Consider the following 25,407-nt stretch of genomic DNA (forward strand, 5'->3'; position numbering starts at 1 on the left):
GCGAGCCGGATCCGCCACGAAAAGTGAGAAAGTGACTACCCAACCGGCGCGGTCACGGGCGTTTCCGCCCGCTCACCCGGCCAAAGGCGGGTCCGTGAAGCTCCGGTAACCCACGCGAAAACCTGGGCCTATACACCAAACCAAGCGCTTGCTACGCTCCGCCCATGGTGTCCACGATCGTCTGGGGTACCGGCAACATCGGCCGCGCCGCCATCCGCGCCGTCGCGGCCCATCCGGCGCTGGAACTCGCCGCCGTCGTCGTCCACGACCCCGCCAAGATCGGCCGTGACGCGGGCGAGCTGGGCGGTCTCGGCCGCCGCCTGGGCGTCGCGGCCACCTCCGACGCCGGGGCGGCGCTGGCCGCGGGCCCCCGCGCCGTCGTGTACGCGGCCTCCGGCGACATCCGCCCCGACGAGGCCCTGGCGGACGTCGTCCGCGCGATCCTGGCCGGTGCCGTGGTCGTCACGCCCTCCCTCTACGCCCTCTACGACCACCGCGGTGCCCCGCCCGAGGTACGCGAGCCCGTGCTGGCCGCCATCGCCGAGGGCGGCGGCTCACTGTTCGTCTCCGGCGTCGACCCCGGCTGGGGCAACGACGTGCTGCCGCTGCTGGTCAGCGGGCTGGCCACGACCGTGGACACCGTACGGTGCCAGGAGATCTTCGACTACTCCACCTACGACCAGCCCGACTCCGTCCGCTACCTGGTCGGCATGGGCCAGCCGATGGACTACGAGCCGCCGATGCTCGCGCCGACGGTGCCGTCCATGGTGTGGGGCGGCCAGGTGCGGCTGATGGCCCGCGCCCTGGGCGCCGAGCTGGACGAGATCCGCGAGCACGTCGAGCGCCTCCCGCTCGACGCCACGGTGACGACGGCCTCGATGGGCGCGTTCGAGGCGGGCACCCAGGGCGCGGCGCGCTTCGAGGTGCAGGGCGTCGTCGGCGGCGTGCCGCGCATCGTGGTCGAGCACGTCACCCGCATCCACCCGTCCTGCGCCCCCGGCTGGCCGCTGCCGCCGAGCGGCGCGGGGGCGCATCGGGTGATCATCGAGGGCCTGCCGCGCATCGAGGTCACGGTCGAGGCCGTCGACGAGGAGGGCAACCGCTCCGCGGGCGGCAACGCCACCGCCGTGGGGCGGCTGGTCGGGGCCATCGACTGGCTCGTGGCGGCGGGGCCGGGGCTCTACGACGCGCTCGACGTACCGCTGCGACCTGCCGCCGGCAGGCTCGGAAGGAGGCTGCCATGAGGATCGACATCCCGGAGGGCAAGGACGCGATCGAGTACGTGTGGGGCGAGCTGGTGCCGGGCATCGGCCCCGCCGCCTCCCGCTTCTCGATGGCCGTCTACGCCCACACCACGCTCGGGCTGCGCGAGTTTGAGGCGGCCCGGCTGCGGATGGCGCAGATCAACGGCTGCGCCTTCTGCCTGGACTGGCGGACCGAGCGCGACGGGCACAGGGTCGAGGAGGACTTCGCCGAGTCGGTGGCGCAGTGGCGCACGACCGGCGCCTTCGACGAGCGCACCCGGCTGGCCGCCGAGTACGCCGAGCGGTACGCCCTCGACCACCACGGGCTCGACGAGGAGTTCTGGGCCCGGATGACCGCCTGCTACAGCCAGGTGGAGATCGTGGAGCTGAGCATGTGCCTCGGCTCCTGGCTGGCCTTCGGCCGGCTCAACCACGTCCTGGGCCTGGACACGATGTGCCGGCTGCCCAGCGGTCGCTCCCCTTCCCCAAGCCGAGAGTGAGGCCCGCCAGATGAGTCAGAACAGCGTCTCCCGCCGCGGCTTCATCGCCGGAACAGGCTCCCTGCTGGGCGCCGCCGCCCTCGGGGTGCACGCCGGGCCGGCCCGCGCGATCCCCTCCGGCGCGCGGGTCCCGGCCCTCGTGATCGGCACCGGGTACGGCGGCTCCGTGGCCGCCCTGCGCCTGGCCCAGGCCGGCGTGGACGTCCACCTGGTCGAGATGGGCATGGCCTGGGACACCCCCGGCCCGGACGGCAAGATCTTCTGCAACACGCTGGAGCCCGACTACCGCTCCTACTGGCTGCGGACGCGGACCAAGGCCCCGCTCAACTACTTCCTCGGCTTCCCCCTCGACCGCGACATCCCCCGCCACACCGGTGTCCTGGACGCGGAGGAGTTCGGCGGCATCACCGTCTACCAGGGCCGCGGCGTCGGCGGCGGCTCGCTGGTCAACGGCGGCATGGCGGTCACGCCCAGGCGCGAGAACTTCGCCTCCGTGCTGCCGTCCGTGAACGCCGACGAGATGTACTCCGTCTACTACCCGCGCGCCAACGCCGCCCTCGGCGTGGCCACGATCGACCCGGCCTGGTTCGAGACCACGGCCTGCTACCAGTACGCCCGCGTCGGCCGCAAGCACGCCCAGCGCTCCGGCTTCCCGTTCGTGTTCGTCCCCGACGTGTACGACTGGGACTACATGAAGCAGGAGGCGGCCGGCACCGTCACCAAGTCGGCGCTGGCCGGCGAGATCCTCTACGGCAACAACCATGGCAAGAAGTCGCTGCAGAAGACGTACCTCGCCCTGGCCAAGGCCACCGGCCGGGTCACGGTCTCGGCGCTGCACAAGGTCACCTCGGTCGCCCCCGCGGCGGGCGGCGGCTACACGGTGGCCATCGAGCAGATCGACACCACCGGCGCCACGGTCGCCACCAAGACCGTCACCGCCGACCGGGTGTTCTTCGCCGCGGGCAGCGTCGGCACCAGCAAGCTCCTGGTCAGGCTGAAGGCCACCGGCGCGCTGCCCGCGCTGAACGCCGAGGTCGGCAAGGGCTGGGGCGACAACGGCAACGTCATGTGCGGCCGGGCCAACCACCTGTGGGACCCGACCGGCAGTCTCCAGTCGTCCATCCCGTGCTGCGGCATCGACAACTGGGCCGCCGGGGGCGCGTTCGCCGAGGTCGCGCCGCTGCCGACCGGCATCGAGACGTTCGCCTCGTTCTACCTGTCCATCACGAACAACCCGCACCGGGCGCAGTTCTCCTGGAACGCGGGGGCGGGCAAGGTGGAGCTGAACTGGCAGACCGCCTGGAAGCAGCCGTCCATCGACATGGCCAAGACGATCTTCGACAAGATCAACGCGAAGGAGGGCACGATCTACCGGACGGACCTGTTCGGCATCTACAAGATCTGGGGCGACCACCTGACATACCACCCGCTGGGCGGCGCCGTGCTGAACCGGGCCACCGACAACTACGGCCGCCTGACCGCCTACCCGGGCCTGTACGTCATCGACGGCGCGCTGATCCCCGGCAACGCCACGGTCAACCCGTTCGTCACCATCACGGCGCTGGCCGAGCGCAACATCGAGCACATCATCGCCACCGACCTGTGACCGGCGCGACGCGGCCGTCGAGAGCGGCCGCGTGCCCCGCACTTCCCCAGAGGGCACATCCGCATACGTCCACCACTGTGTGCCCACCCGTAACTCGCGGTCCACCTGGGCCGCCTACCGTGCGCGCATGACGATCCGCAGGTTATTCGCGAGCGTGCTGTCCGCCGTCCTCGCAGGCGGTACGGTCGCCGTCGTGCTGACCCAGACGCCTCCCGCCACGGCCGAGCGCCGTGGCGACACCCCTCTCGTGATCGGCCACCGGGGCGCCAGCGCCGACCGGCCCGAGCACACCCTCCTGTCGTACGAGGCGGCCATCGCCATGGGCGCCGACTACATCGAGCCCGACCTCGTCTCCACCAAGGACCACGTGCTGGTGGCCAGGCACGAGAACGAGATCTCCGGCACCACGGACGTGGCCGCGCGCCCCGAGTTCGCCGACCGGCGCACCACCAAGACCATCGACGGCCGTCCCGTGACCGGCTGGTTCACCGAGGACTTCACGCTGGCCGAGCTGAAGACCCTGCGCGCCAAGGAACGCGTGCCCGACCTGCGGCCCGACAACACCGCGTTCGACGGGCTGGCGGAGGTGCCGACCTTCGAGGAGGTCGTGAAGCTGGCGCTGGAGCACGGCGTCGGCGTCTACCCCGAGACCAAGCACCCGACCTACTTCGACTCCATCGGCCTGTCGCTGGAGGAGCCGCTGCTCGACGTGCTGAACCGGTACCGGGTGCGCAAGGCGTACATCCAGTCCTTCGAGACGGCGAACCTGCGTGACCTGCGCGGCAGGACGCGGCTGCCGCTGATCCAGCTCATCACGTCCGGCGGCGCCCCCTACGACTGGGTCGCCTCGGGCAGCACCCGCACCTACGACGACATGGTCAAGCCGGACGGGCTGCGCGAGGTCGCGCGCTACGCCGACGGGATCGGCGTGGACACCCGCCGGGTGGTGCCGCAGGACGCCTCCGGCCGTACGCTGGAGCCCACCACGCTCGTCTCCGACGCCCACCGCAAGGGCCTCGACGTGCACGTCTGGACGGTCCGCAACGAGAACTCCCAGCTCCCTGCCGACTACCGGCTCGGCAACCCGGCCTCCCCCGCCTACGCGCGGGCCACCGGGAACGTGATGGGCTGGCTGCAGCGGCTGCTCGACCTGGGCATCGACGGCGCGTTCTGCGACGACCCGTCGATGGGCCGCGCGGTGGTGGCCAAGCGCTCCCTCTGACGGGCCAGGCACGGCGGGCGCTCACCGCCCCTCCCGGAGGTCCCGGGGAACGCCCGCCGCGCCCATGAACTTCGCCGTCGTCCAGGTGCGGTCCTCGCGAGGAACCTGCTGGGGCAGCGGGAAGAGCCGGCGGTGTCCTGACGGGGAGGCGGGGTGCCGGAACTGTCGGGGGCTGCGAGTAGTGTGTCGGCCCATGGATCGGCAACTCACTCTGATGGTCGTGCACGCCCACCCCGACGACGAATGTCTCAGCACCGGCGGCATCCTCGCCCGCTACACCGAGGAGGGCATCCGCACGGTCCTGGTCACCTGCACCAACGGCGAGCAGGGCGACGACGAGGGCGGCGTCAAGCCGGGCGAGCCAGGCCACGACGACGCTGCGGTGGCCCGGCGGCGGCTCGGCGAGTTGCGCGAGTCGATCGCCCACCTGGGCATCGACCATCTGGAGCTGCTCGGCTACCGCGACACCGGCATGGTCGGCTGGGAGACCAACGCGCACCCGGAGGCGTTCGCCAACATCCCGGTCGAGACGGCCGCCGCCAGGCTCGCCGCGCTGATGGAGCACTACCGGCCGCAGGTCGTGGTGACCTACGACGAGACGGGCGGAGGCGGCTACGGCCACCCCGACCACGTGCAGACGCACCGGGTCACGATGGCCGCCGCCGAGCGCAGCGGCATTCCCGACAAGCTCTACTACACGGCCATGCCCAGGTCGGCCATGCGGCGGATGTTCGAGCTGATGCAGGAGCACGGCGTCGACCTCGGCGACTTCGAGCCCGGCGACGACTTCGGCACCCCCGACGAGCGGGTGACCAGCGTCATCGACGTCAGCCCCTTCGTGGAGCGCAAGATCAAGTCCCTGCGGGCGCACGAGAGCCAGGGGGAGAACATCTTCCTGCTGCGCATGCCCGACGAGGTTCAGCACCTGGCGTTCGCCCACGAGACGTTCGAGCGGGTGCTCGACAAGACCGACGCCCCCGACCGCGAGGACGACCTGTTCGCGGGCCTGCGCGACACCTGACCACCCCGCCCGGACACGGGAAGCCCGGACGCTGGAAGCCCGGACGCTGGAAGCCCGGGAGCCGCGGAACGCGGAACGCGGGGAAAGTTTCACCGCTACGGCACTGTCACCTTGATCGGGTGGATCGGATCGGGCGTGCCGGTTGAGATCCGGCCGCGGGCATCCTACGGTGCTGACAACACCCCCCATTGTCCGGTCAAGGAGTCCGTCATGCGCGCCCGCCTCGTCCCGGTCCTGATCATGGTCCTGCTCGCCCTGGGCATCGGCGTCCCACCGGCCCAGGCCCAGAACGGCTTCGACTTCTCCCGAGCGGAGGTGTCCGTCACGGGCCTGCGGGTCCCGTGGGCAATCGCGTTCCTGCCCGACGGCAGCGCGCTCGTCTCCGAGCGGAACACCGGCCGCATCATGCAGGTGCGCCCCGGCCAGGCACCGGCCGCGGTCGCCACGGTCAACGGCGTACGCGCCTCCGGCGAGAGCGGCCTGCTCGGCATCGCGGTCTCGCCCACCTACGCCCAGGACGGCTGGGTGTACGCCTACTTCACCAGCACCAGCGGCGACAACCGCCTGGTCAGGCTGCGCCTGAGCGCCCCGCAGACGCAGCCGGTGATCTTCTCCGGCGTGCCGAGCGCCACCATCCACGACGGCGGCCGCATCGCCTTCGGCCCCGACGGCCTGCTGTACGTGGCCACCGGCGACGCGAACAACACCGCCAACTCGCAAAACCTCGGCAGCCCGGCCGGCAAGATCCTGCGTATGACGCCGACCGGCGGCGTCCCGTCCGGCAACCCGTTCACGAACTCCCGCGTCTGGAGCTACGGCCACCGCAACGTCCAGGGCCTGGCGTGGGACTCCCAGGGCCGGATGTACGCCAGCGAACTGGGCCAGAACACCTGGGACGAGCTCAACCTGATCCTGCCGGGCGGCAACTACGGCTGGCCCACCTGCGAGGGCACCTGCTCCGGCACCACCTTCCGCAACCCGATCGTCACCTGGCCCACGTCCCAGGCGTCCCCCAGCGGCCTGGCGTACGCCCACGACACGCTCTTCATGGCGACGCTGCGCGGCCAGCGCCTCTGGACGGTGCCGATCAGCGGCGGCATCCCGGGCACGCCGAGCGCCGAGTTCACGGCCACGTACGGGCGGCTGCGCGCGGTGGCCGCGGGGCCTGACGGCCGGTTGTGGGTGGCGACCAGCAACCACGACGGCCGCGGCACCCCGGTGCCCCAGGACGACCGCATCGTCCGCGTCCCCCCGGCCGCCGAGTAAGCACCAGACCCGTTCCCCCTGGCCGCCGGGTAAGCACCGAACCCGTACTCCCGGCGGCCGAGAACGCATCAAACCCGCCCTCCCCGACCGCCAGGTAAGCACCGAACCCGTACTCCCGGCGGCCGAGTAGGCACCGAGCCCGTACTCCCGGCGACCGTGGCGGTCGCCGGGAGCCCTACGGGGTGGGCGGGGGCAGTTCGCCGGAGCCGCGGACGACCAGCCGGGTGGGGACGATCGCGCGGCGTGCCTTCGAGCGGTCGCCGTCCAGCCGCGACAGCACCAGCTCGGCCGCCGCGGCCCCGACCGCGGCCGGGTCCTGTGCCACCGCAGTCAGGGGCGGTTCGAGCGCCTCGGCCAGCGGCAGGTCGTCGAACGCGACCAGCGCCACGTCCCTGCGTCCCGCCCTCGACAGCGCCACCACCGCGCCCGTGGAGGCGAAGTTGTTGCCGGTGAACAGCGCCGTCGGCGGGTCGTCCCGGTCTAAGAGGCGCTGCGTGGCGAGGGTGGCGGCCTCCACCGAGTGCCCCGTCTCCACCAACGATCGGTCGAACGGCAGGCCCGCGGCGGTGAGGGCGTCGCGGTAGCCCTGGAGGCGTTCGCGGCGGGTGTAGAGGGTGGCGGGCAGGTCGCCCACGAACCCGATCCTGCGGTGGCCGTGGGCGATCAGGTGGGCGACCCCGGCCCGTGAGCCGTCGCGGTTGGCGCTGACCACGCAGTCGGCGGTCAGGCCGACGGCGGGGCGGTCGAGGAAGACGATCGGCAGCCCGGCCATCCGCTCGGAGCGCAGGTGGCGGTGGTCGCTGGCCGCCGCAGGCACCACCATGAGCGCGCTCACCCGGCGGCCCAGGAACGTCGCGATCAGCGACTGCTCCAGGTCGGCCGTCTCGTCGGAGGTGCCGACGATGAGCGTGAGCCCGCGGGCGCGTACGGCGCTCTCCACGCCGTCCGCGACCGTGCCGAAGAACGGGTTGCCCAGCTCGGGGATGACCAGCCCGATCGCGGCGTCGCGTGCGCCGATCCGGATGTTGCGGGCCATGAGGTTGGGCCGGTAGCCCAGTCTGCTGACGGCCGCCAGGACCCGCTCGCGCGTCTCCACGGCGACCGGGCCCTCGTCGTTGAGCACCCGGGAGACGGTCTTGGCCGTGACCCCGACCTCACGCGCCACGTCTGTCATCGTCGGACGCCGCATTTCGCTCATGCTAGCCGTCTCTTACCGGCCATCTCATACCAGCCGTCTCATGCCAACCATCTCATTTCGGCCATCTCATTTCGGCCGTCTCACTCCGCGTCGCACCGTTGTGGCCGCACCATTGCGGCGGCACCGTTGCGGCGGCACCGTCATGGCGGCATCGTTACGGCCGCCCCAGTCAGCCGCCCGCGATCAGGACAGGCCGATCGCCTTCGCCGCGCCCTGGTCCGCCACCACGGCCCTGCCCTCCGTCACCTGGAGCGCCCCGGTCATGATGGCCACGACCTCGGCCATGCTGTGGTCGCGCGGGCTCAGCTCGGCTACCCTGCGACCGAGCCGCTGGACGTGGACCCGGTCGGCGATCTCGAACACGTGCGGCATGTTGTGGCTGATCAGCACCACCGGCGTGCCCCGGTCGCGCACCTGCCTGATCAGGTCGAGCACCTGCCCGGACTCCTTGACGCCGAGCGCGGCGGTGGGCTCGTCCATGACCACGACGCGCGTGGCCCAGGCCACCGCCCTGGCCACGGCCACGCCCTGCCGCTGCCCGCCCGACAGGGACTCGACCGGCTGGGTGAGCGAGCGCAGCCCGATCTTCAGCTCGGCCATGTGCCGGGCCGACTCCTCGCGCATGCGCCTCTTGTCCAGCATGCGGAAGACCTTGCCGAGCACACCGGGTTTGCGCAGCTCGCGGCCCAGGAACATGTTGGTGGCGATGTCGAGCGAGGCGGCGATCGCGAGGTCCTGGTAGACGGTCTCGATGCCGTGCCTGCGGGCGTCGAGGGGGTCGCGCAGGCGCACCGCCTCGCCGTCGAGCCGGATCTCGCCCGCGTCCGGCTGCAGCGCGCCGGTCAGCGCCTTGATCAGGCTCGTCTTGCCCGCGCCGTTGTCGCCGATGACCGCCAGCACCTCGCCGGGCAGGAGGTCGAAGTCGGCGCCGTCGAGCGCGGTCACGTGGCCGTACCTCTTGACCAGGCCGCGGGCCTGGAGCACCGGAGTGGTCATCAGGGTGGTCATCGGGTCCTCCTGCGGGAGAGCTGGTCGACGGCGACCGCGAGGATCACCAGGACGCCGGTGATGAGCGTCTGGTAGATCGACGCGACGCCCATGAGCTGCAGACCGTTGCGGAACACCCCCACGATGAGCGCTCCGACGAGCGTCCCGAGCACCAGGCCCCGGCCGCCGAACAGGCTGGTGCCCCCGAGCACGACCGCGGTGATGCTGTCGAGGTTGTCGGTCTGCCCGGCCTGCGGGTCGCCCACGCCGGTACGCGAGACCAGGAGCAGGGCGGCGACGCCGTACACGAGGCCGGCCAGCGTGTAGACGCCGACCAGCAGGCGGCTCGTCCTGATGCCGGCCAGGCGGGCCACCTCGGGGTTGTTGCCGAGCGCGTACACGTGGCGGCCCCACGCGGTCGAGCCCAGCAGGTACGCGAACAGCAGGAACAGCAGGATCGTCAGCAGCGAGCCGTAGGTGACGTTCGTCTGGCCGACCTGGAACGTCTGCCCGAGGAACGTCAGCAGCGCCGGCAGGTCGGTCACCGTCTGCTCGGCGGAGTAGATGTGGGTCAGGGCGAACGCCACGTTCAGCATGCCCAGCGTCACGATGAACGGCGGCAGCGAGATCCGCGTCACCAGCAGCCCGTTGACCAGCCCGAACCCGGCGCAGACGGCCAGCCCGGCGGCCACCGCGAGCAGCGGCGGCAGGCCGGAGTCCACGGCCAGCTTGGTCATCACGATCCCGCCGAACGCCATGACCGCGCCGCACGCCAGGTCGATGCCCGCGGTCAGGATGATCAGGGTCTGCCCGACGGCCAGCGTGCCGACCACCATGACCTGCTGGATGATGAGCGAGAAGTTGGGCCCGGTGAAGAACTGGCCGGTGTTGAGTCCGAAGAACAGGCAGGCCAGCAGCAGCGCGGCCAGCGGCCCGGCGACGGGGGTGCTGACCAGGCGGCGCGGCAGCGACGCTTCCATCACGGCCATGCTCAGCCCCAGCAGTTGGCCAGGCCGAAGGCGGTGTCCTCGGCCTCGACCCCGGGGACGGCCCGGTCGGTGATGAGGGTGACGCCGGTGTCGGTGTACCCGGTGGCCTTCTGGCCGCCCTTGGCGAACGCGGCCACCGCCTTGACGCCGTCCTCGGCCATCTTGAGCGGGTACTGCTGGCTGGTGGCGGCGATCTGGCCGGACTGCACGGCTCTGGTGCCGGTGCAGCCGCCATCCACGGAGACGATCAGCACGTCCTTCTCCCGGCCCTTCGCCTTCAGCGCCGTGTACGCCCCCAGGGCGGCGGGCTCGTTGATGGTGTAGACGAGGTTGATGTCGGGGGCCTTCTGCAGGCAGTTCTCCATGGCGGTCTGGCCTCTGGCCTGGTCGCCGCGGGTGTCCTGGGAGCAGACGACGGACGGGTCGCCCTCCTGCACGCCGAAGCCCTTCAGGAAGCCGTCGTGCCTGAGCCGGCCGACCGTGACGCCGGGGGCCAGGTCGAGAGTGGCGATCTTGGCGGGTTTGCCGGCCAGGGCGGCCTTGGCGTACTGGCCGATCAGTTCGCCGGCCCTGAGGTTGTCGGTGGCGAACAGGGCGTCGGTGGCGTCCTGGGGCTCGGTGGGGGTGTCGAGGGCGATGACCATGACGCCCGCGTCGCGGGCCTTCTTGATGGCGGGCACGATGGCCTTGGTGTCGCTCGGCGTGATGAGGATGCCCTTCACCCCGGCGGCGACCATGTTCTCGACGGCCGTGATCTGGGAGGCGTTGTCGCCGTCGAACTTGCCCGCGGCGCTCATCAGCTCCAGCCCGTTGGCCTGGGCCGCCTTCTGGGCGCCTTCCTTCATCTTGACGAAGAACGGGTTGGTCTCGGTCTTGGTGATGAGGCCGACCTTGGGGGCGCCGGCGGAGCCGGGGGTGCTCTGGCTGCCTGCGCCGCAGCCGGTGATCAGGAGGGCGGCGGTGAGGAGTCCGGCTGGAAGTTTCGCGTTCATGCCGTTCCTATCAGCGGGGATTCGATGTCATCGTTGACACCTGTCAACGTTGACATCTGCTGTTCTGCGATGATGAACTCCGATTTCAGAAACGTCAATGCCCCCGTGCCGTAACGAATCGGCAATGTGCCTGATGAGAGGCCGACTCGATGATCGCTGTCCTGGGCGAGTGCGTCGCCGACGCCTTCACCGGCCCTCGGGGCCGGGCACCCGGGCTGGAGTTGCGGGCGCTGCCCGGCGGCAGTCCCGCGAACACGGCCGTGGCGCTGGCGCGGCTGGGCACGCCCGCCAGCTTCCTCGGGCGGATCTCGCGTGACGTGTTCGGGGAGCTGTTCCGCGACCACCTGACCGCCTCAGGGGTCGACCTGTCGGCCGCCGTCGAGGCCGGGGAGCCGAGCACGCTCGCGGTGGCCGCCCTCGACGCGGGCGGCCGGGCCGACTACACCTTCTACGCCGAGGGCGCCGCCGACTGGCAGTGGAGCGCGTACGAGCTGGACTCCGCCCGGCTCGGCCCCGCCTCCTGCCTGCACACCGGCTCGCTCGCGCTGGTCAGGCAGCCCGGCGCGGCGGCGGTGGAGGAGTTCGCGCGCAAGGCGTCGGCGCGGGCCACGGTCTCCGTCGACCCGAACGTCCGCCCGACGCTGGCCTCGAAGGACGACTACCAGGTGGCCCGGTGGTGCGAGTGGGCCGACATTCTCAAGCTGAGCGACGACGACCTCGAGTTCCTGCTGCCCGGCACCTCCCTGGAACGCGCCTGCGACCTGTGGCACGCCGCCGGCGCCCGGCTGATCGTGATCACCCGTGGGGCTCGCGGGGCGCTGGTCTCGCTCGACGGGGAGCGCGCCCAGGTGGCCGCGCCGCGGGTGGACGTCGTGGACACGGTGGGGGCCGGCGACTCGTTCACGGCCGGGCTGCTGCACCACCTCGGCGGGCAAGGGCTGCTCGGCGGGCGGCTCGACGCCCTCGATCTGGAGAGCGCGGTGGCTGCTGCGGTCTTCGCGGCCTGGGTGGCGGCGCTGACGTGCTCGGTCCCGGGCGCCGACCCGCCGTGGGCCGACCGGCTCGCGGCCGACGGCTGACCCGCCGCGTACGAGACCGCCCGGCCCGTACGCGGGTGCCCCGGCACGCGCGTCAGAAGTCGAAGTCGTCGATGTTGTCCGCGGTGAACACGAACGGGTCGCCGAGCAGCACGACGCCGTCCTCGCCGACGGTGTACTCGCCCAGCCTGCCCGCGGTGAACGTCTCTCCCTCCTGGCCGGTGATCAGGCCGGAGGCCAGCGCCGCGCCGGTGTAGGCGGCCAGGTAGCCCAGCTCGGAGGGGTTCCACAGGGCGAACGACCCGACCGTGCCGTCCTTGACGTAGGCGCGCATCTGGTTGGGCGTGCCCAGGCCGGTGAGCCGAACCTTGCCCTTGTACTCCGAGCCGGACAGGTAGCGGGCCGCCGCGGCGACGCCGACCGTGGTGGGCGAGACGATGCCCTTCAGGTCGGGGTAGCGGGCCAGCAGGCCCTGCGCCTCCTGGAACGACTTCTGGTCGTCGTCGTCGCCGTAGACGGTGGCGACCAGCTTCAGCTTGGCGTTCTCGGGCTTGGCCAGCTCCGTCCTCATCATCCCGATCCAGGCGTTCTGGTTGGTCGCGTTCGCCGTCGCCGACAGGATCGCGATCTCGCCGCCGTCCGGGCCGACCGCCTCGCTGATCAGCTTGATCTGGGAGGCGGCGATGCCCTCGGCGCTGGCCTGGTTGATGAAGGCGTCGCGGCAGGCGGGGTCGGTGTCGGAGTCGTAGGTGACGACCTTGGCGCCGGCCTGGCGGGCCTCGTTGAGCGCGCCGCAGATGGCGTCCTTGTCGTTGGCCGAGACCACGATCGCGTCCGCGCCCTGCTGCGAGAGCGTGTTGATGTAGCTGACCTGCGCCGACGGGCTGGCCTCCGACGGGCCGGTCTGGCTGTAGACGCCCTTGAACTCCGCCACCGCGACCTTGCCGCCCTTGTTGTCGGAGGCGTCGAAGTACGGGTTGTTCACCTGCTTGGGCAGGAAGGCGATCTTCAGGCCCTTCTCGATGGTCGCCGCCGCCCCGCTCGCGCCGGGCTGGGGGACGGCCGGTTCCTCCTGGGCGGCGCATCCGGTGACGGCGAGGCTGAACGCGGCGAGCACCGCCAGGGCGATGGCCCGGCCTCCTCGACTTGTCGCTGCCATGTCGTGCTTCCTTTCGTGGACCGCGCCGGGTCGACGGCGGGTCTTCCGCGGCCGGGGCCGCGGGGTCAGGGAACGGCTGGGTCAGGAACGGCGGGGTCAGGGAACGGCGGATCGCCGGCGGCGCAGACGGTCGCGCAGCAGGCCGGCCACGTTGGGTCCCACTACGGAGACGATGAGCAGGGATCCGGTGACGATCGTGAGGGTGTTGGCGGGCACGTACGCCAGTTGCAGGACGTTGCGCAGGGTGCCGAGCAGAATCACCGCGGCGATGACGCCGAGCAGGCCGCCGCGCCCGCCGAAGATGGACACCCCGCCCAGCAGCACCGCGGCCACCACGGCGAGTTCGAGCCCCATGCCGTTGTCGGCGCGGGCGCTGGCGAAGCGCAGCGTCCAGAACACCCCGGCCAGCGCCGACATCGTGCCGGTGGCCACGAACAGCCAGAACTTCGTCCGGGCCACGCGGATGCCGGTGAAGCGGGCGGCCTCGGCGTTGTTGCCCATCGCGTACAGGCCGCGGCCGACCGGGGTGGCGTGCAGCACGATCGCGGCGGCCGGCGCGAGCACGGCCACCACGACGACCACCCAGGGGATGGTCAGGCCGGGGATCGCGCCGATCGCTCCCGTGGTCCACTCCGGCGGGTAGTCGGCGACCGCCCGGTCGCCGAGCACCACGTACGCCAGGCCGCGGTAGAGGGCGAGCGTGCCGATCGTCACGGCCAGCGACGGGAGCCCGAACCCGGCCACGAACAGGCCGTTCACCGCGCCGAGCAGCGCTCCCAGCAGCAGGCAGAGCACGATCAACAGGGGCAGCGAATCGACTCCCCAGGCCCAGAGCCCGCCCATGACCGTGCAGGTCAGGCCGAGGACGCTGGCCACCGACAGGTCGATCTCGCCGGTGATGACCACCAGGGTCATGGGCAGCGCGATCAGCGCGATCGGGATGGTCTCCAGCGTGACGAACCGCCAGAACCGCGGACCGGCCACGCCCTCGACGCTCACCGCGCCGACCACGACGACCAGGACCAGCGCGACGATCAGGAACGCCGCCCACGACCCCGCGACGGAACGCACCCGTGCCGCCGTCCCTTCAGCCACGACCACTCCTCCCTCGGATGTCCTGCCCGCCGGTGTCCTGGCCGTCCGCGTCCCCGTCCGGGCCGCGGGAGGCGGGGCTGCGGGAGGCGGGGCTGCGGGCGTTCTGGTGTCGCAGGGTCCGGGCGAGCCGGACGGCCAGCGCGCGGTCGAGGCCGATGGCGGCCAGGATGAGCGCGCCCACCGCGGCCCGCTGCCAGAACGGGCTGACGCCGAGCACCGGCAGCGCGCTGCCGATCGTGGTCAGCAGCACCGCGCCCAGGGCCGCGCCGTACACCGAGCCGCTGCCGCCGAAGATGGCCACGCCGCCGACCACCACGGCGGCCACCACGTTGAGTTCGAGCCCGTTGCCCGCGTTGGCGTCCAGCGTGCCGAAGCGCGCCGCGTACAGGACTCCGGCCAGCCCCGCCAGCGCCCCCGAGACGACGAACGCGGCGAACACGCGGCGGCCGACCGGGATGCCCGCCAGGCGGGCGGCGGCCGGGCTGGACCCGATCGCGTACAGCTCCCGGCCCCCGCGGTACGAGCGCAGGTAGTAGCCCGCCACCGCTAGCACCACCACGGCGAACAGGGCGAGCACGGGCACGCCCAGCACGGTCGCGCTGCCCAGGCGCAGGAAGCCCGGCGGCATGTCGGCCGCGTTGATCTGCCGCCCGGCCGCCCAGGTGTGGTCGAGGCCGCGGAAAACGTACAGGGTGCCCAGGGTGACCACGAGCGCGGGCACCCGGGCGGCGGCGATCAGCGCGCCGTTCACGACGCCGCAGGCGGCGCCGAGCAGCACGCCGAGCGCGAGCGCGACCGGGATCGGCAGGCCCGGGTTCGCCGCGAACAGGCTCCCGGTCGCGAACGCCGACAGTCCGAGCACCGAGCCGACCGACAGGTCCACGTTGCGGGTGATGACGACGATGCTCTGACCGACCGCGAGCACGGCCAGCACGGTCGAGCCGAGCAGCAGGTCCTTGACGCCCTGCGCGGTCAGGAAGCGCGGGTTGACGAGCACGGTGGTCACGACGAGCAGCGCCAGCGCGACCGCGATGCCCAGCTCCCTGATCACGAACACGCGCTGGACCAGGCGGGCGCCCTCCCCCGCCGCGACCGCCGCTCCGGTCCTGACCGCCGTCATCCGGCGCCGCCCTGGCCGGTGGCGGCGTACATGACCGACTCCTCGTCCGCCCGTGCGCGCGGGAGGTCGGCGACCAGGCGGCCTTCGTGCATCACCAGGACGCGATCGGCCAGGCCGAGCACCTCGGGCAGCTCGCTGGAGATCATCAGCACCGCGACGCCCTGCCCGGCCAGCTCCGCCAGCAGCCGGTGCACCTCGGCCTTGGTGCCCACGTCGATGCCGCGGGTGGGCTCGTCCACGATCAGTACGCGCGGCTTCGTCGAGAGCCACTTGGCCAGCACGACCTTCTGCTGGTTGCCGCCCGACAGGGTGGAGACGGGGTCGGTGAGGCGGGCGCTCCTGACGCGCAGGCGCTCGGCCCACTCGCGGGCCGCGGCGCGTTCCCGGCCGCCGAGCAGCAGGCCGAGCCTGCTCAGTGACCACCGCCTGGTGAGCGTGGCGTTCCGCGCCACCGACAGCTCCATGACCAGGCCCTGCTGGCGCCGGTCCTCCGGGACGAGGGCCAGCCCGGCGGCGATCGCCGCGGCGGTGTCGCCCGGCGGGAGCCGGACGCCGTCGAGGAGGACCTCCCCCGCGTCGGGGCGGTCGATGCCGAACAGCGCGCGGGCGACCTCGCTGCGGCCCGCCCCGACCAGCCCGGCCAGCGCGACGATCTCGCCGGCGCGCACGGCGAGTCCGACGTCCGCGAAGACGCCGTGCCGGGTCAGGCCGCGCACCTCCAGCCGGGGCTCTCCCCCGGCCGTCCCCGTGCCGGGGTCCGCCGGCTTGGGGTACGGCGTGGAGACCTCGCGGCCGACCATGCGGCGTACCAGTTCGTCCACGGTGAGGTCGGCGGCGGGGTCGGTGGAGACCCGGCGGCCGTCGCGCATCACGGTGATCCGATGGCACAGCGCGAAGATCTCGTCGAAGCGGTGGGAGACGAACAGCACCGCCGCACCCGCGTCGCGCAGCGAGCGCACGACCGAGAAGAGCCGTTCGACCTCGACGCCCGACAGCGCGGCGGTGGGCTCGTCCATGATCAGGATGCGGGCGTCGGACGCCAGCGCCTTCGCGATCTCCACGAGCTGCTGGTCGGCGATGGACAGGCCACGGGCGGGGCGGGCGGGGTCGAGCCGGACGCCGAGCCTGGCGAACAGGCGCGCCGCGCCCTCGTGCATGGCCCCGGCGTCGACGCGGCGCAGGGAGCGCAGCGGCTGGCGGCCCATGAAGACGTTCTCGGCCACCGTCAGGTCGGGGAACAGCGTCGGCTCCTGGTAGATCACCGCGATCCCGGCGGCACGGGCGTCCGCGGGCCCGGCGAACGTCAGCTCCGCCCCACCGGCCCGCAACGTTCCCGCGTCGGCCGGATGGGCGCCGGCCAGGATCTTCACCAGGGTGGACTTGCCCGCCCCGTTCTCCCCGACCAGGCCGTGGACCTCGCCGGCGCGCAGGTCGAGCCGTACGTCGCGGAGGGCCTGTACGGCGCCGAACGACTTGCTCACGTTGCGTAGCGACAGAAGGGCAGGCGGTTCACTCATGCGGTCCTCCGGCACCACTTCCGGCAAAACGTTTTAATTTTCCCCGAACGTAAAACGATCGCCGGATACGTGTCAATCGGACGGGACGGTCCGGTAGCCGTTCCACACGAAACGGGCCGTCGTCACCGCGTCGTCGCCGTCGCCCGTGATGAGCTGGTGGATCGCGATCCCGTCCAGCTCGCGATACTCACACCACTCGTGGTCGGAGGTGAGCACGAGATCCAGCCCCAGATCCACCAGCAGCTCGAACACCTGCCCCCGGTTCGTCTTGTCCACCCCCACGAACACCTCGTCGAGCAGGATGAACCGCGGGCAGCCCGGATCGGTCTGGTAGTGGGCGGCCACGGCCGCGAACAGCGGCAGGTGCAGCGCGATCGCCTTCTCCCCGCCCGACAGCGCCCCGTGCAGCTTCCTGGTCAGGTCCTGCCAGCCGTGGCCGTCGCCCCGGTCGAGCTTGACCACGAACCGGTGCCAGGCCGTGTAGTCGAGCACCTTCATGAGCTGGTCCGCCCAGCTCGCGGAGGAGTCGTCGGCCCGCGCCTCCTCCACGCGGTCCATGAAGAAGACGTACAGCGCCTCCTTGTCGGCCTCCGTCAGCCCCGCCGGGTCGCGCAGCAGCAGGTCGCGGGCGGCCCTGGTGCCCGGCGGCTGGGTGGGGTCGACCTGCCAGACCAGCCGCACGGCCACCCTGGAGGCGGTGCGGACCCGTTCGAGGCGCTGGTTCATGCCCTCGACCAGCGCCGTCGCCTGCCTGATGCGATCGGCCAGGTGCCGCCGGGTGTCACCGGCCAGCGTCCGGTCGAACAGGTCGCGCTCGGCCTCCGTGATGTCCGAACGCCGCTCGTCGCGCTCCTTGCCCAGCGCCTCGCTGAGTGCCGCCGCGCCCGCGCGCACGCCGTCGACCGTGGCGGTGAGCACCTGGACGTCGTCGTCGGGCGCCAGCTCCAGATCGGCCCGGTCGGCGAGGACCTCCCTGGCGTGGTGGAAGGCGTCCTGCAGGCGCGCCTCGGCCTCCCTGACGCTCTTCAGCTCGTACGGGACGGACCCGAGCCGTTCGGCCACCGCCTTGGCCGCCGCCAGCACGGCCCGCACCCCGGCCTCGGGCGCCAGCTCGACGGCCACCCGCGCGTCCGCCGGCAGGTGCCCGGCCGCCAGGCGGCGGAGCCGGTCGGACACCTCGTCGCGCAGCCGCCCCGCCTCGGCGTGCCTGTCCTCGGTGGTGCCCAGCTCGCCCTTGAGCCGGCCGACCCGGCCGTTGAGCCGGGCCAGCTCGGCGTTGACCGCCTTGATGAGACGGCGGCAGCTCTGGTGCGCGCCCTGGACCTCCTGGAGCCGGTCGAGCACGCGCCGGTGCTCCACGCCGACCGCGGACTCGATCGCGGCCAGCCGTTCGGCCAGCACGACCGCGGCGGCGGCGGCCTCCTCGGCGCGTTCGACGGCCTCGACGGCGAGCCGCTCGTACTGGGCGGCGGTCTCGGCGGCCAGGTCGGCGCGCTCGCCCGCGGCGCGGGCGTCGGCCCGCCGGTCGTGCCAGACGGTGCCGGTGGTCTCGGCGGTGCGCAGCGCCTCCTCCAGGTTGCCGAGCGCGGACGGCGCGGTGGGCAGGGCGTGGCGGTCGGCCGTCTCGGTGAGCCGCCGCAGCGACCTGGCGACCTCCCGCTCGCGGTCGTGCAGCCGCCGCTCGCAGGTCCTGAGCCGGTCCTCCAGCAGCGCGACCCTGCGCACCGCGCCGTCGAGCGCCTGGACGGCCTCGGCGTAGGGGCCCCTGCCCGGCCTGCGCCGCAACTCGGCGGTGAGCGTGCCGCGTTCGGCGTCGGCCACGGCGAGCAGGTGGTCGCACTCGGCGATCCGCCCGGCCAGCTCCCCGAGCCGGTCGTCCAGCTCGGCGATGCGGCGCCGCCTGGCGCGTTCGCGGGCGGTGGCGCCCAGGTACGACGGCTCGGGCTTGACCCACCGACCGGTCGCCGGGCCCAGCCGCCAGGTGCCGTCGGCGCCGATGACGGCGGGGTGGTCGACGCCGATCGCCGTGGGCGCGAACGCGATGCCCGACAGCACCCCGTCGGCCTGCACCGGCGAGTCGGCCTCCGTGAACAGCACGTGGGCCAGGCTGTAGCCGGGGGCGGGCCTGGTCAGCGAGGTCACCGCGAAGGCGTCGTGCTCGCCGGGGTCGAACCCGCCGTCGGGCCGCAGCCACAGGTCGAGCAGGCCCGAGGCTTCGAGCGCGGCCTCGATCCCGGCCTGCGCCACGGGGTCGAGCCCCGACCTGAACGCGACGGCCCGCCACAGCGGGGTGCCGGAGCGTCCCGTCCTGGCGGCCGTACGGCTGTGGGGGGCGGGCGGCTCCAGCACGGCCTCGTCGTTGAGTCGCTCGCGCTCGGCCGCCAGTTCGGCCCGCGCGGCCGTCAGCCTCTCCCGCTGCGCGGTCAGGTGCTGCTCGCGGGCGGCCAGCTCGACGGCGGCCATCGTACGGGCCGTGCCGACCAGGTCGTCGGCCCGCTCGAAGTCGTCGGCCAGCCCGGCGAGCGTGGCCGGGTCGAGCTGGAGCTGGGTGCAGCCGCCCGACCAGTCGGCCAGGGCGGCGGCCAGGTCGCGGGCGCGGTCGTCGCGTACCCGCTCGGCCCGCTCCCGTGCCTCCTGGGCGGCGGCCAGGTCGTCGCGGGCCTGGTCGCGGTCGTGCTCGGCGGTGGTGCGGCGGTCGATCGCCTCGTCGTGCCGGGCCACCGCGGCCCTGACCTCCCTGATCTGGGCGGCGCGGCTGGTGACGGCCGCCCGCAGCAGCTCCCTGGCCCTGCGCACGGCCGCCTCGCCGTCAAGCCCACCACCGGACCCGTCGTCGGGCGCACCGCCGGACTCGTCGTCGCGGTTCCTGGGGGGCCTGGCCGCCTCCTCGTGGACGGTGAGCAGCCCGGCGCGCTCGGCCGCGTGGCGCGCCTCCGTACGGGCGCGGTCGGCCAGCGCCGCGGCCAGGCGCGCGGTCTCGGCGGCGCGGGCCGCCAGCTCCTCCCGCGCGGACACGGCCCGCGCCGCCTGCCCCGCCTGGTCACGCAGGCGGCCCGCCACCTCGTGCGCCGCCTGCGCCTCGGTACGGAGCCGGTGCAGGTCACCCCCCGCCTGGTACGCCTGGCTCTCCTTCAGCCCGTCGAGCTGCGCGGCCAGCGCCAGTTCCTGGGCCTCCTCCTCGCCCAGCCGCACGGTCGCCGCGTCCAGCTCCCCCTCGGCCTCCTTGAGTGCCTGCCGCTTGGCCTTGACCTCGGCGGCCAGCGACTCCAGGGCGGACCCGGCGGAGGTCACGGCCGCGGCGGCGGCGCGCAGCACCCGCTGGGCGTAGCCGCGCTGCCGGACGGCCAGCCGCTCGGCCTCCTCCACGTCGCGGTCGAGCAGCCGCAGCTCCTCGCGCTGCCGGTCGAGCCGCTCGAACCCCTCGGCGATCTCGTGGATCTCGCCCTCCCCCAGCGGCGGCAGGGCGCTGGACAGCAGCTCCGACAGCAGCCCCGGGTCGAGGCGCTCGGACAGCTTGGGCGTGCGCAACTGGCGCAGGGCGGTCAGCAGCGAGTCGTAGCGCTGCTCGTTCAGCTCCCGGTAGAGCGTCCCGCGCACGACGGCCCGGTAGGACTCGGCCGAGTCGTGGACCGTTCCCGACGCGTCCAGCTCGGCGGCGAGCTGCGCCTTGGTCAGCGGCTGACCGGCGTCACCGGTGAGCCGGATGCCGTCGGGGGCGTCGATGCGCGCCTCGGTGGTGAAGTAGGCGGCGGTGACGTTCTTGGTGTGCACGGTGGCCTGCAGCCGGGCCCCGCAGGTGAACCAGCGGCCGTCGGCGTGCCGGAACTCCAGCCACACGTAGCCGACCCGGGTGGTGCCGGTGGCGCCGTCGCCCATGAGGTTCCAGTGCATGGTGCGCTCGCCGCCGCCGAACGTGGACAGCCTGCTCGGCTTGAGACTGGCGTCCAGCACGAACGGGAGCAGCAGCTCCAGCACCTTGGACTTGCCGCTGCCGTTGGGCCCGCGCAGCAGCAGCCGCCCCCGGTGAAACTCGAACACCTCGTCGTAGTAGCGCCACACGTTGAGGATCCCGGCGCGTACGGGGGTCCAGCGGGCGTCCACTCCCTGCACGGCGCGCGACGGAGCCAGCTCGGTAACGGTCATGCGTCCTCCTCCTGTACGGCCTCCTGTACGGCGCGGTCGACCCGGTAGCGGGCGGCGGCGGGCAGGGCGGCGACCCGGTCACCCGTACGGCGGGCCAGCCCGAACAGCGAGAGCACCTCCAGCGCGTCGGCGGCCAGCCGTGGCCCGCCCCCCTCGGACTGGTACGCCTTGGCCCACTGCGGGAAGCGGCGCAGCAGCCCGGCCGCCTCGGCGTCGAGCCGGGCGGCGGTGACGGGCCCGGAGGTGACGAGCAGGTCGAGCATGAGCAGCGCGGCCACCTTGGCGTGGCTGCCGTCGTCGGGGAAGCGGGCGTCGGTGGCGATGGCGTCGGGGTCGATGAGCAGGAAGCCCTCGGCCCGCTCCTCCAGCACGAACCCGGCCTCCTCGGCGGCGCGGCGCAGGAGCCGGCGGCCGGTGAGGGAGGCGGCGTAGGCGGCCTGGGCGGGGGTCAGCTCGTCGCGGTAGACGGCGGGCTCGTCGAGCAGGCGGCGGATGAGGGAGTGGCGGGCCCACAGGTTGCGCTGGGTCTCGGTGGGCTCGTCGCCGCCGTAGCGGGCCTCGACGGTGAGGGCGGCGGGCCCGCCGGGTGGCGCGTCCGCCCCGAAGGACGCCTCTCCGTCCGACGCCTCGGCCGGGTCGCCGACGGTGCCACCCGCTGTGTCACGCACTGGGTCACCCGCTGGGTCACCCATTGGGCCCGTACCGGACGCCGCGACCTGCCGGGAGGGCGGCACCGGTGCGGCCAGCAGCCGGATCACCCGCGTGGTGTCCACCCGGTAGAGCACCTTGGCCTCCTCGTCGTCGAGGTAGGTGTCGGTCGCGCCGTCCATCGCGGTGACGGCGCCGTAGTGCTCCAGGAGCTTGAGCGCGTCGACGAAGGCCGCGCGCTCCTCGCCCCGCACCGGCTCGAACGCGGGCACGCCGGGCTCCACCGCCGCCGCCTGGACCACCCGCTGGGCCAGCATCCCGATCGTGGTCACCGGCGAGGCGAGCAACTCGGCCGCGCACAGGCACAGCAGCGTGTAGCGGCGGCGGTCGAACGGCGCCCTGGTGGTGCGACGGCGGCGGGCCGGGCGGGTGGCGCCGGGCTCGGAACGCACCTTGACCAGGCGGGCGTACCCCTGGCGCGGCTCGACGACCAGCCGCCAGCCGCAGAAGTAGTCGAACCACTGGATCAGCGGGCGGCGGCGCTTCCTGATCAGGTCGAAGGCGGCCGGGTCGTCGTGCTGGGACACCAGGGGCCGCCCGAGCAGGGTGCGGATCGCGCGGGCGATCTCCTCCTTCTCGGCCCTGACGAGCTGGTTGGCCAGGCTGCTCACGCGCCCACCACCCGTCCGCGGCGGGCGCCGGGCGCGCGTACGTCGATGAGGTAGTCGGGGCCGCGGAACCAGCCCTCCGACGTACGCAGCACCGCCACCGACCCGTCGTCCGGCGCTCGCAGCACGATCTCCACCCTCCCGTCCGAGGTGACGGCCCGGCGGAACCCGGTGGAGTCGGGCCGCTCGGCCAGCGCCCTGCCCAGCAGGTCGAGCAGCCTGCCGAACGTGTCGTGGTCCAGCTCCGCGAACTGCGACAGCCGCATCGCGCCGCTCGTGGCCAGGGCCGACCAGGCGGCCTCCAGCTCGGCGCGTTCCCGCTCGGCGCGCGAGCGGCGCTCGGCCCGCAGCGCCGCCACGTCGCGGACCTTGCCCGTACGCCCCATGCGTTCCGTCCGCCCGCGCGAGCGCAGCAGCGCCGACACCTCGACCGGGTCGGCCTCCGCCCACGGCACCCCGGCCGGGATCAGCTCGGCGTCGGCGTGCCCCAGGTGGGCGTGCCTGGCCGAGCCGAGCCCGAACGCCGCGTCCCACAGCCGGTGCGCGTCGTCCTCGGCGGGCGCGGCGGCGAACCAGCGGGCCAGCGTACGGAAGTCGGCGGCGGCGCTGGAGGAACGGCGGCGGGAGTCGGTGATCCGATCGAGCACCTGGAGGAGGGAGACGATCGCCCGCCGCGCCACGTCGTGGAGCAGGCGCACCCGCGGCACGGCCTCGTCCGCGGTGGCCGGGTCGAGCGCCACGTCGGGGGCGAACCACCGGCACAACCCGTCCCAGGCCGCCACGCGGGCCGCGAGCCAGGGCGTGGCGTGGTCGGCGCCGGGCGGCTTCGGCAGGTCGGCGCCGCGCAGGGCGCGGGCGTGCAGCGCGCCCACCCCGTGCCCGGACACCGTCCGCAGCGCCGCCGCGATGGTCTCGCCCCGCTGCTCCAGATTGGTCACGAACTCCTGCAGATAGGCCACCGTGGCCGCCTTGACCTCGTGGAACGTCGCCAGGTCGGCGTCTTCGAGGCGCAGCAGCCGTTGCAGCTCGCCGTTGAACCGCCTGGTGTTGCTCCGCAGCCCGTCGAGGTGGCACTCCAGCTCCTGCAGGCAGGCGAAGACGCGCCGGTCGCGCCCTGGGCTCGGGTCGCGCAGCAGGCCGTCCAGCTCGGCCAGCCGGTCGGCGAGGGCGTCGAGCACGGCGGTCTGCAGCGCCCCTGACGAGGCCAGCGTGGCCATCGCGTGCCGCACCGCCGCGAACGCCGCCTCGCCCCGCCTGGTGAGCGAGTACTGCAGGTTCCTGCGCTCGTACTCCTCGGCCGTGGCGAAGCTCCCTGCGTGGTTGAAGACCGCGTCGAGCAGCCCCCAGCCCACGAGCTGCCTGAGCGTGCCGGACAGGTCGTGCTCGCCGACCGGCGCGTACCATCCCACGGTACGCAGCCGCTCGCGCACCTCCTCGACCGTCAGCGCGCTCTCCAGCCACTCACCGGCCTCGCCGAACGCGTAGAGCACCGCGGTGTGCAGGTCTGCCCGCTCGGTGGTGGTGAACCGGAACATCTCCGGCGGCACCCTTGGCGGCTCCGCCATCGCCCCGCTCCCCTCCCCGCTGGATTGGCACCGACGCCACCGTAGCGGGAGAGGCCCACGGGACGGCTGGTGTTTGCGAGCAGATCACAGGGGTACGGCGCTGGCATTGGAAGCCGGGGGGCGGTATGGCGGAGTTCGAGGCGTCGCGGGGGATGCCGGCGGGGAGTTCGGTGGTGTTCGGCGTCGCGTCCGACGTGGAGATCATGGACCGGTGGCTCCCGCAGGGGCTGTCGGTGCACGACACCGGCCCGGGGACGGTGGAGGCGGATGGGTCGCTGGTGCCCGGAGCCGGGAGGCACGAGGGGTTGTTCCGCGCGTCGGAGGAGCAGCTCCGGGTGGAGTGGGGCGGCCGGGACCATCCCGACTATTCGGGCTGGCTGCAGGTCTCGGACGCGGCGGCCGGGGCCAGCGAGGTCACGGTGCACATCAGCCTGCTGGACGAGCCGCAGTCGGGGGCGCGGGCCGACGAGGTGCGCGACCTGCTCGACCGCTCACTCGACCGGCTGGCCGACGAGGTCCGCCGCCGCGTGTCCGACCCGGGCTGACGACCCGGGCCGACCGAACCCGGCTGTCCGGCGCGGGGAGGTGGTCGCCGGGCGGGCGGCTCAGAGGAGGCGTCGCTGCACGACGTCGGCCATGACCGTGCCGACGATCTTCTCGACGGCCGGCTCCATCGCCGTGGCGTCCCGCGAGGCGCCCTCCTGCCCGGCGTACAGCAGGTGCGTGGCCCCGATGAGGGTGAGCGCGAGCGTGTCGACGTCGGCGTCCGCCGCGATGCGCCCGAACGCCCGCTCCTCGGTCAGGTAGGAGGCGATCATGGCGGCGGCCTCCGCCAGCAGGGGGACGCCGCGCGGCGTGGTCTCGCGCAGCCGGGCGCGCAGCTCGTCGCGGAAGACGACCAGGCCCACGATGCCCACGACCACCGGCCCGAACAGCTCCGTCAGCGCGCCCGTGAGGTTGGCGGTGACGCCGCCGGTGCCCGCGGCGGCGCGCAGGGCGGCGTGCCGGGCGTGGATCCGCGCGATGCGCTCGCGTACGAGGTCGGCCAGGAAGGCGTCGAAGTCGGCGAAGTGCCGGTGCAGGACACCCTTGGCGCAACCCGCCTCCGTGGTGACCGCCCGGCTGGTCAGCCCGTGGGCCCCGTCGCGGAGCAGGACCCGCTCGGCGGCGTCGAAGAGCTGCGCGCGGGCGTCGCGCATGGCCACCCCTGTCGGCAATGTGCCCTCCCCTTCTCGTTCCCGGCCGGTCGCCACCAGACTGGCAGAGTGACCAAGTGCCCATTCATGGCGGGCGAACGACCACTTCGACGTGGCCCGCGCGAGCACGGCACGGGAACGGCCGATCCACGAGGCGGCCCACCCCGGGCCGTCGCCGCCACCCGCCGAGAATCCCCGCAGGGAAAGGAAATCCCGGCGGCAAAGGCCGGGACC

General features: G+C 73.3%; 20 protein-coding genes. 8 read left to right on the forward strand and 12 right to left on the reverse strand.

Annotated features, from left to right (window positions below):
- The first annotated feature begins 164 nt into the window (after positions 1-164).
- The 6 genes from ACZ6S0_RS29125 (at position 165) to ACZ6S0_RS29150 (ending at position 6,859) form a co-directional block, all read left to right on the forward strand.
- The gene (locus ACZ6S0_RS29125; protein ID WP_465922493.1) at positions 165-1,244 is read left to right on the forward strand and encodes an NAD(P)H-dependent amine dehydrogenase family protein; all 1,080 of its coding nucleotides are present in this window, start codon (positions 165-167) and stop codon (positions 1,242-1,244) included.
- On the forward strand, positions 1,241-1,744 hold the full coding sequence (locus ACZ6S0_RS29130) for a carboxymuconolactone decarboxylase family protein (protein WP_465922494.1): 504 nt from the start codon (positions 1,241-1,243) through the stop codon (positions 1,742-1,744). The genes ACZ6S0_RS29125 and ACZ6S0_RS29130 overlap by 4 nt, the downstream gene beginning before the upstream one ends.
- A gap of 10 nt (positions 1,745-1,754) precedes the next feature.
- Positions 1,755-3,350, forward strand: coding sequence for a GMC oxidoreductase (locus ACZ6S0_RS29135; protein WP_465922495.1), 1,596 nt, complete (start codon positions 1,755-1,757; stop codon positions 3,348-3,350).
- Positions 3,351-3,477: 127 nt separating this feature from the next.
- Positions 3,478-4,572, forward strand: coding sequence for a glycerophosphodiester phosphodiesterase (locus tag ACZ6S0_RS29140; protein WP_465922496.1), 1,095 nt, complete (start codon positions 3,478-3,480; stop codon positions 4,570-4,572).
- Positions 4,573-4,765: 193 nt separating this feature from the next.
- Entirely contained in the window at positions 4,766-5,593 is an 828-nt protein-coding gene (locus tag ACZ6S0_RS29145; RefSeq protein WP_465922497.1) for a PIG-L family deacetylase, read from the forward strand.
- A 210-nt stretch (positions 5,594-5,803) separates the two neighbouring features.
- Positions 5,804-6,859: a PQQ-dependent sugar dehydrogenase gene (locus ACZ6S0_RS29150; RefSeq protein WP_465922498.1), complete on the forward strand. Its 1,056-nt coding sequence runs from the start codon at positions 5,804-5,806 to the stop codon at positions 6,857-6,859.
- Between the two features lie 175 nt (positions 6,860-7,034).
- Here the strand turns inward: ACZ6S0_RS29150 and ACZ6S0_RS29155 are convergent, their stop codons facing one another.
- The 4 genes from ACZ6S0_RS29155 to ACZ6S0_RS29170 all read right to left on the reverse strand — a co-directional run bounded on the left by ACZ6S0_RS29155 (position 7,035) and on the right by ACZ6S0_RS29170 (position 11,025).
- Positions 7,035-8,048: a LacI family DNA-binding transcriptional regulator gene (locus ACZ6S0_RS29155; protein ID WP_465922499.1), complete on the reverse strand. Its 1,014-nt coding sequence runs from the start codon at positions 8,046-8,048 to the stop codon at positions 7,035-7,037.
- A 192-nt stretch (positions 8,049-8,240) separates the two neighbouring features.
- The gene (locus ACZ6S0_RS29160) at positions 8,241-9,065 is read right to left on the reverse strand and encodes an ATP-binding cassette domain-containing protein (protein ID WP_465922500.1); all 825 of its coding nucleotides are present in this window, start codon (positions 9,063-9,065) and stop codon (positions 8,241-8,243) included.
- Positions 9,062-10,024, reverse strand: coding sequence for an ABC transporter permease (locus ACZ6S0_RS29165; RefSeq protein ID WP_465922501.1), 963 nt, complete (start codon positions 10,022-10,024; stop codon positions 9,062-9,064). The genes ACZ6S0_RS29160 and ACZ6S0_RS29165 overlap by 4 nt, the downstream gene beginning before the upstream one ends.
- An 11-nt stretch (positions 10,025-10,035) precedes the next feature.
- Entirely contained in the window at positions 10,036-11,025 is a 990-nt protein-coding gene (locus ACZ6S0_RS29170) for a substrate-binding domain-containing protein (RefSeq protein WP_465922502.1), read from the reverse strand.
- Positions 11,026-11,174: 149 nt separating this feature from the next.
- Here ACZ6S0_RS29170 and ACZ6S0_RS29175 point away from each other — a divergent pair, with 149 nt between their 5' ends.
- Entirely contained in the window at positions 11,175-12,104 is a 930-nt protein-coding gene (locus tag ACZ6S0_RS29175) for a carbohydrate kinase family protein (RefSeq protein ID WP_465922503.1), read from the forward strand.
- Positions 12,105-12,156: 52 nt separating this feature from the next.
- On the opposite strand, the gene rhaS is transcribed toward ACZ6S0_RS29175, so the two are convergent.
- From rhaS to ACZ6S0_RS29210, 7 genes are all read right to left on the reverse strand, one after another.
- Positions 12,157-13,221, reverse strand: coding sequence for a rhamnose ABC transporter substrate-binding protein (gene rhaS / locus ACZ6S0_RS29180; protein ID WP_465922504.1), 1,065 nt, complete (start codon positions 13,219-13,221; stop codon positions 12,157-12,159).
- A 96-nt stretch (positions 13,222-13,317) separates the two neighbouring features.
- On the reverse strand, positions 13,318-14,316 hold the full coding sequence (locus ACZ6S0_RS29185) for an ABC transporter permease (protein ID WP_465922505.1): 999 nt from the start codon (positions 14,314-14,316) through the stop codon (positions 13,318-13,320).
- Entirely contained in the window at positions 14,309-15,436 is a 1,128-nt protein-coding gene (locus tag ACZ6S0_RS29190) for an ABC transporter permease (RefSeq protein WP_465922506.1), read from the reverse strand. The genes ACZ6S0_RS29185 and ACZ6S0_RS29190 overlap by 8 nt, the downstream gene beginning before the upstream one ends.
- Positions 15,433-16,953, reverse strand: a complete 1,521-nt coding sequence (locus tag ACZ6S0_RS29195; RefSeq protein ID WP_465922507.1) for a sugar ABC transporter ATP-binding protein — start codon at positions 16,951-16,953, stop codon at positions 15,433-15,435. The genes ACZ6S0_RS29190 and ACZ6S0_RS29195 overlap by 4 nt, the downstream gene beginning before the upstream one ends.
- Positions 16,954-17,025: 72 nt before the next feature.
- Positions 17,026-21,096: a TIGR02680 family protein gene (locus tag ACZ6S0_RS29200; RefSeq protein ID WP_465922508.1), complete on the reverse strand. Its 4,071-nt coding sequence runs from the start codon at positions 21,094-21,096 to the stop codon at positions 17,026-17,028.
- Positions 21,093-22,415: a TIGR02678 family protein gene (locus tag ACZ6S0_RS29205; RefSeq protein ID WP_465922509.1), complete on the reverse strand. Its 1,323-nt coding sequence runs from the start codon at positions 22,413-22,415 to the stop codon at positions 21,093-21,095. Before ACZ6S0_RS29205 ends, ACZ6S0_RS29200 begins: the two co-directional genes overlap by 4 nt.
- Complete coding sequence (locus tag ACZ6S0_RS29210) at positions 22,412-23,977, reverse strand: TIGR02677 family protein (protein ID WP_465922510.1); 1,566 nt, start codon at positions 23,975-23,977, stop codon at positions 22,412-22,414. The genes ACZ6S0_RS29205 and ACZ6S0_RS29210 overlap by 4 nt, the downstream gene beginning before the upstream one ends.
- Positions 23,978-24,102: 125 nt before the next feature.
- Here ACZ6S0_RS29210 and ACZ6S0_RS29215 point away from each other — a divergent pair, with 125 nt between their 5' ends.
- Positions 24,103-24,522: an SRPBCC family protein gene (locus tag ACZ6S0_RS29215; protein ID WP_465922511.1), complete on the forward strand. Its 420-nt coding sequence runs from the start codon at positions 24,103-24,105 to the stop codon at positions 24,520-24,522.
- Positions 24,523-24,582: 60 nt separating this feature from the next.
- Here the strand turns inward: ACZ6S0_RS29215 and ACZ6S0_RS29220 are convergent, their stop codons facing one another.
- Positions 24,583-25,194, reverse strand: coding sequence for a TetR/AcrR family transcriptional regulator (locus ACZ6S0_RS29220; RefSeq protein WP_465922512.1), 612 nt, complete (start codon positions 25,192-25,194; stop codon positions 24,583-24,585).
- Positions 25,195-25,407: the final 213 nt, after the last annotated feature.

Source organism: Nonomuraea sp. NPDC051298 (assembly GCF_055586305.1).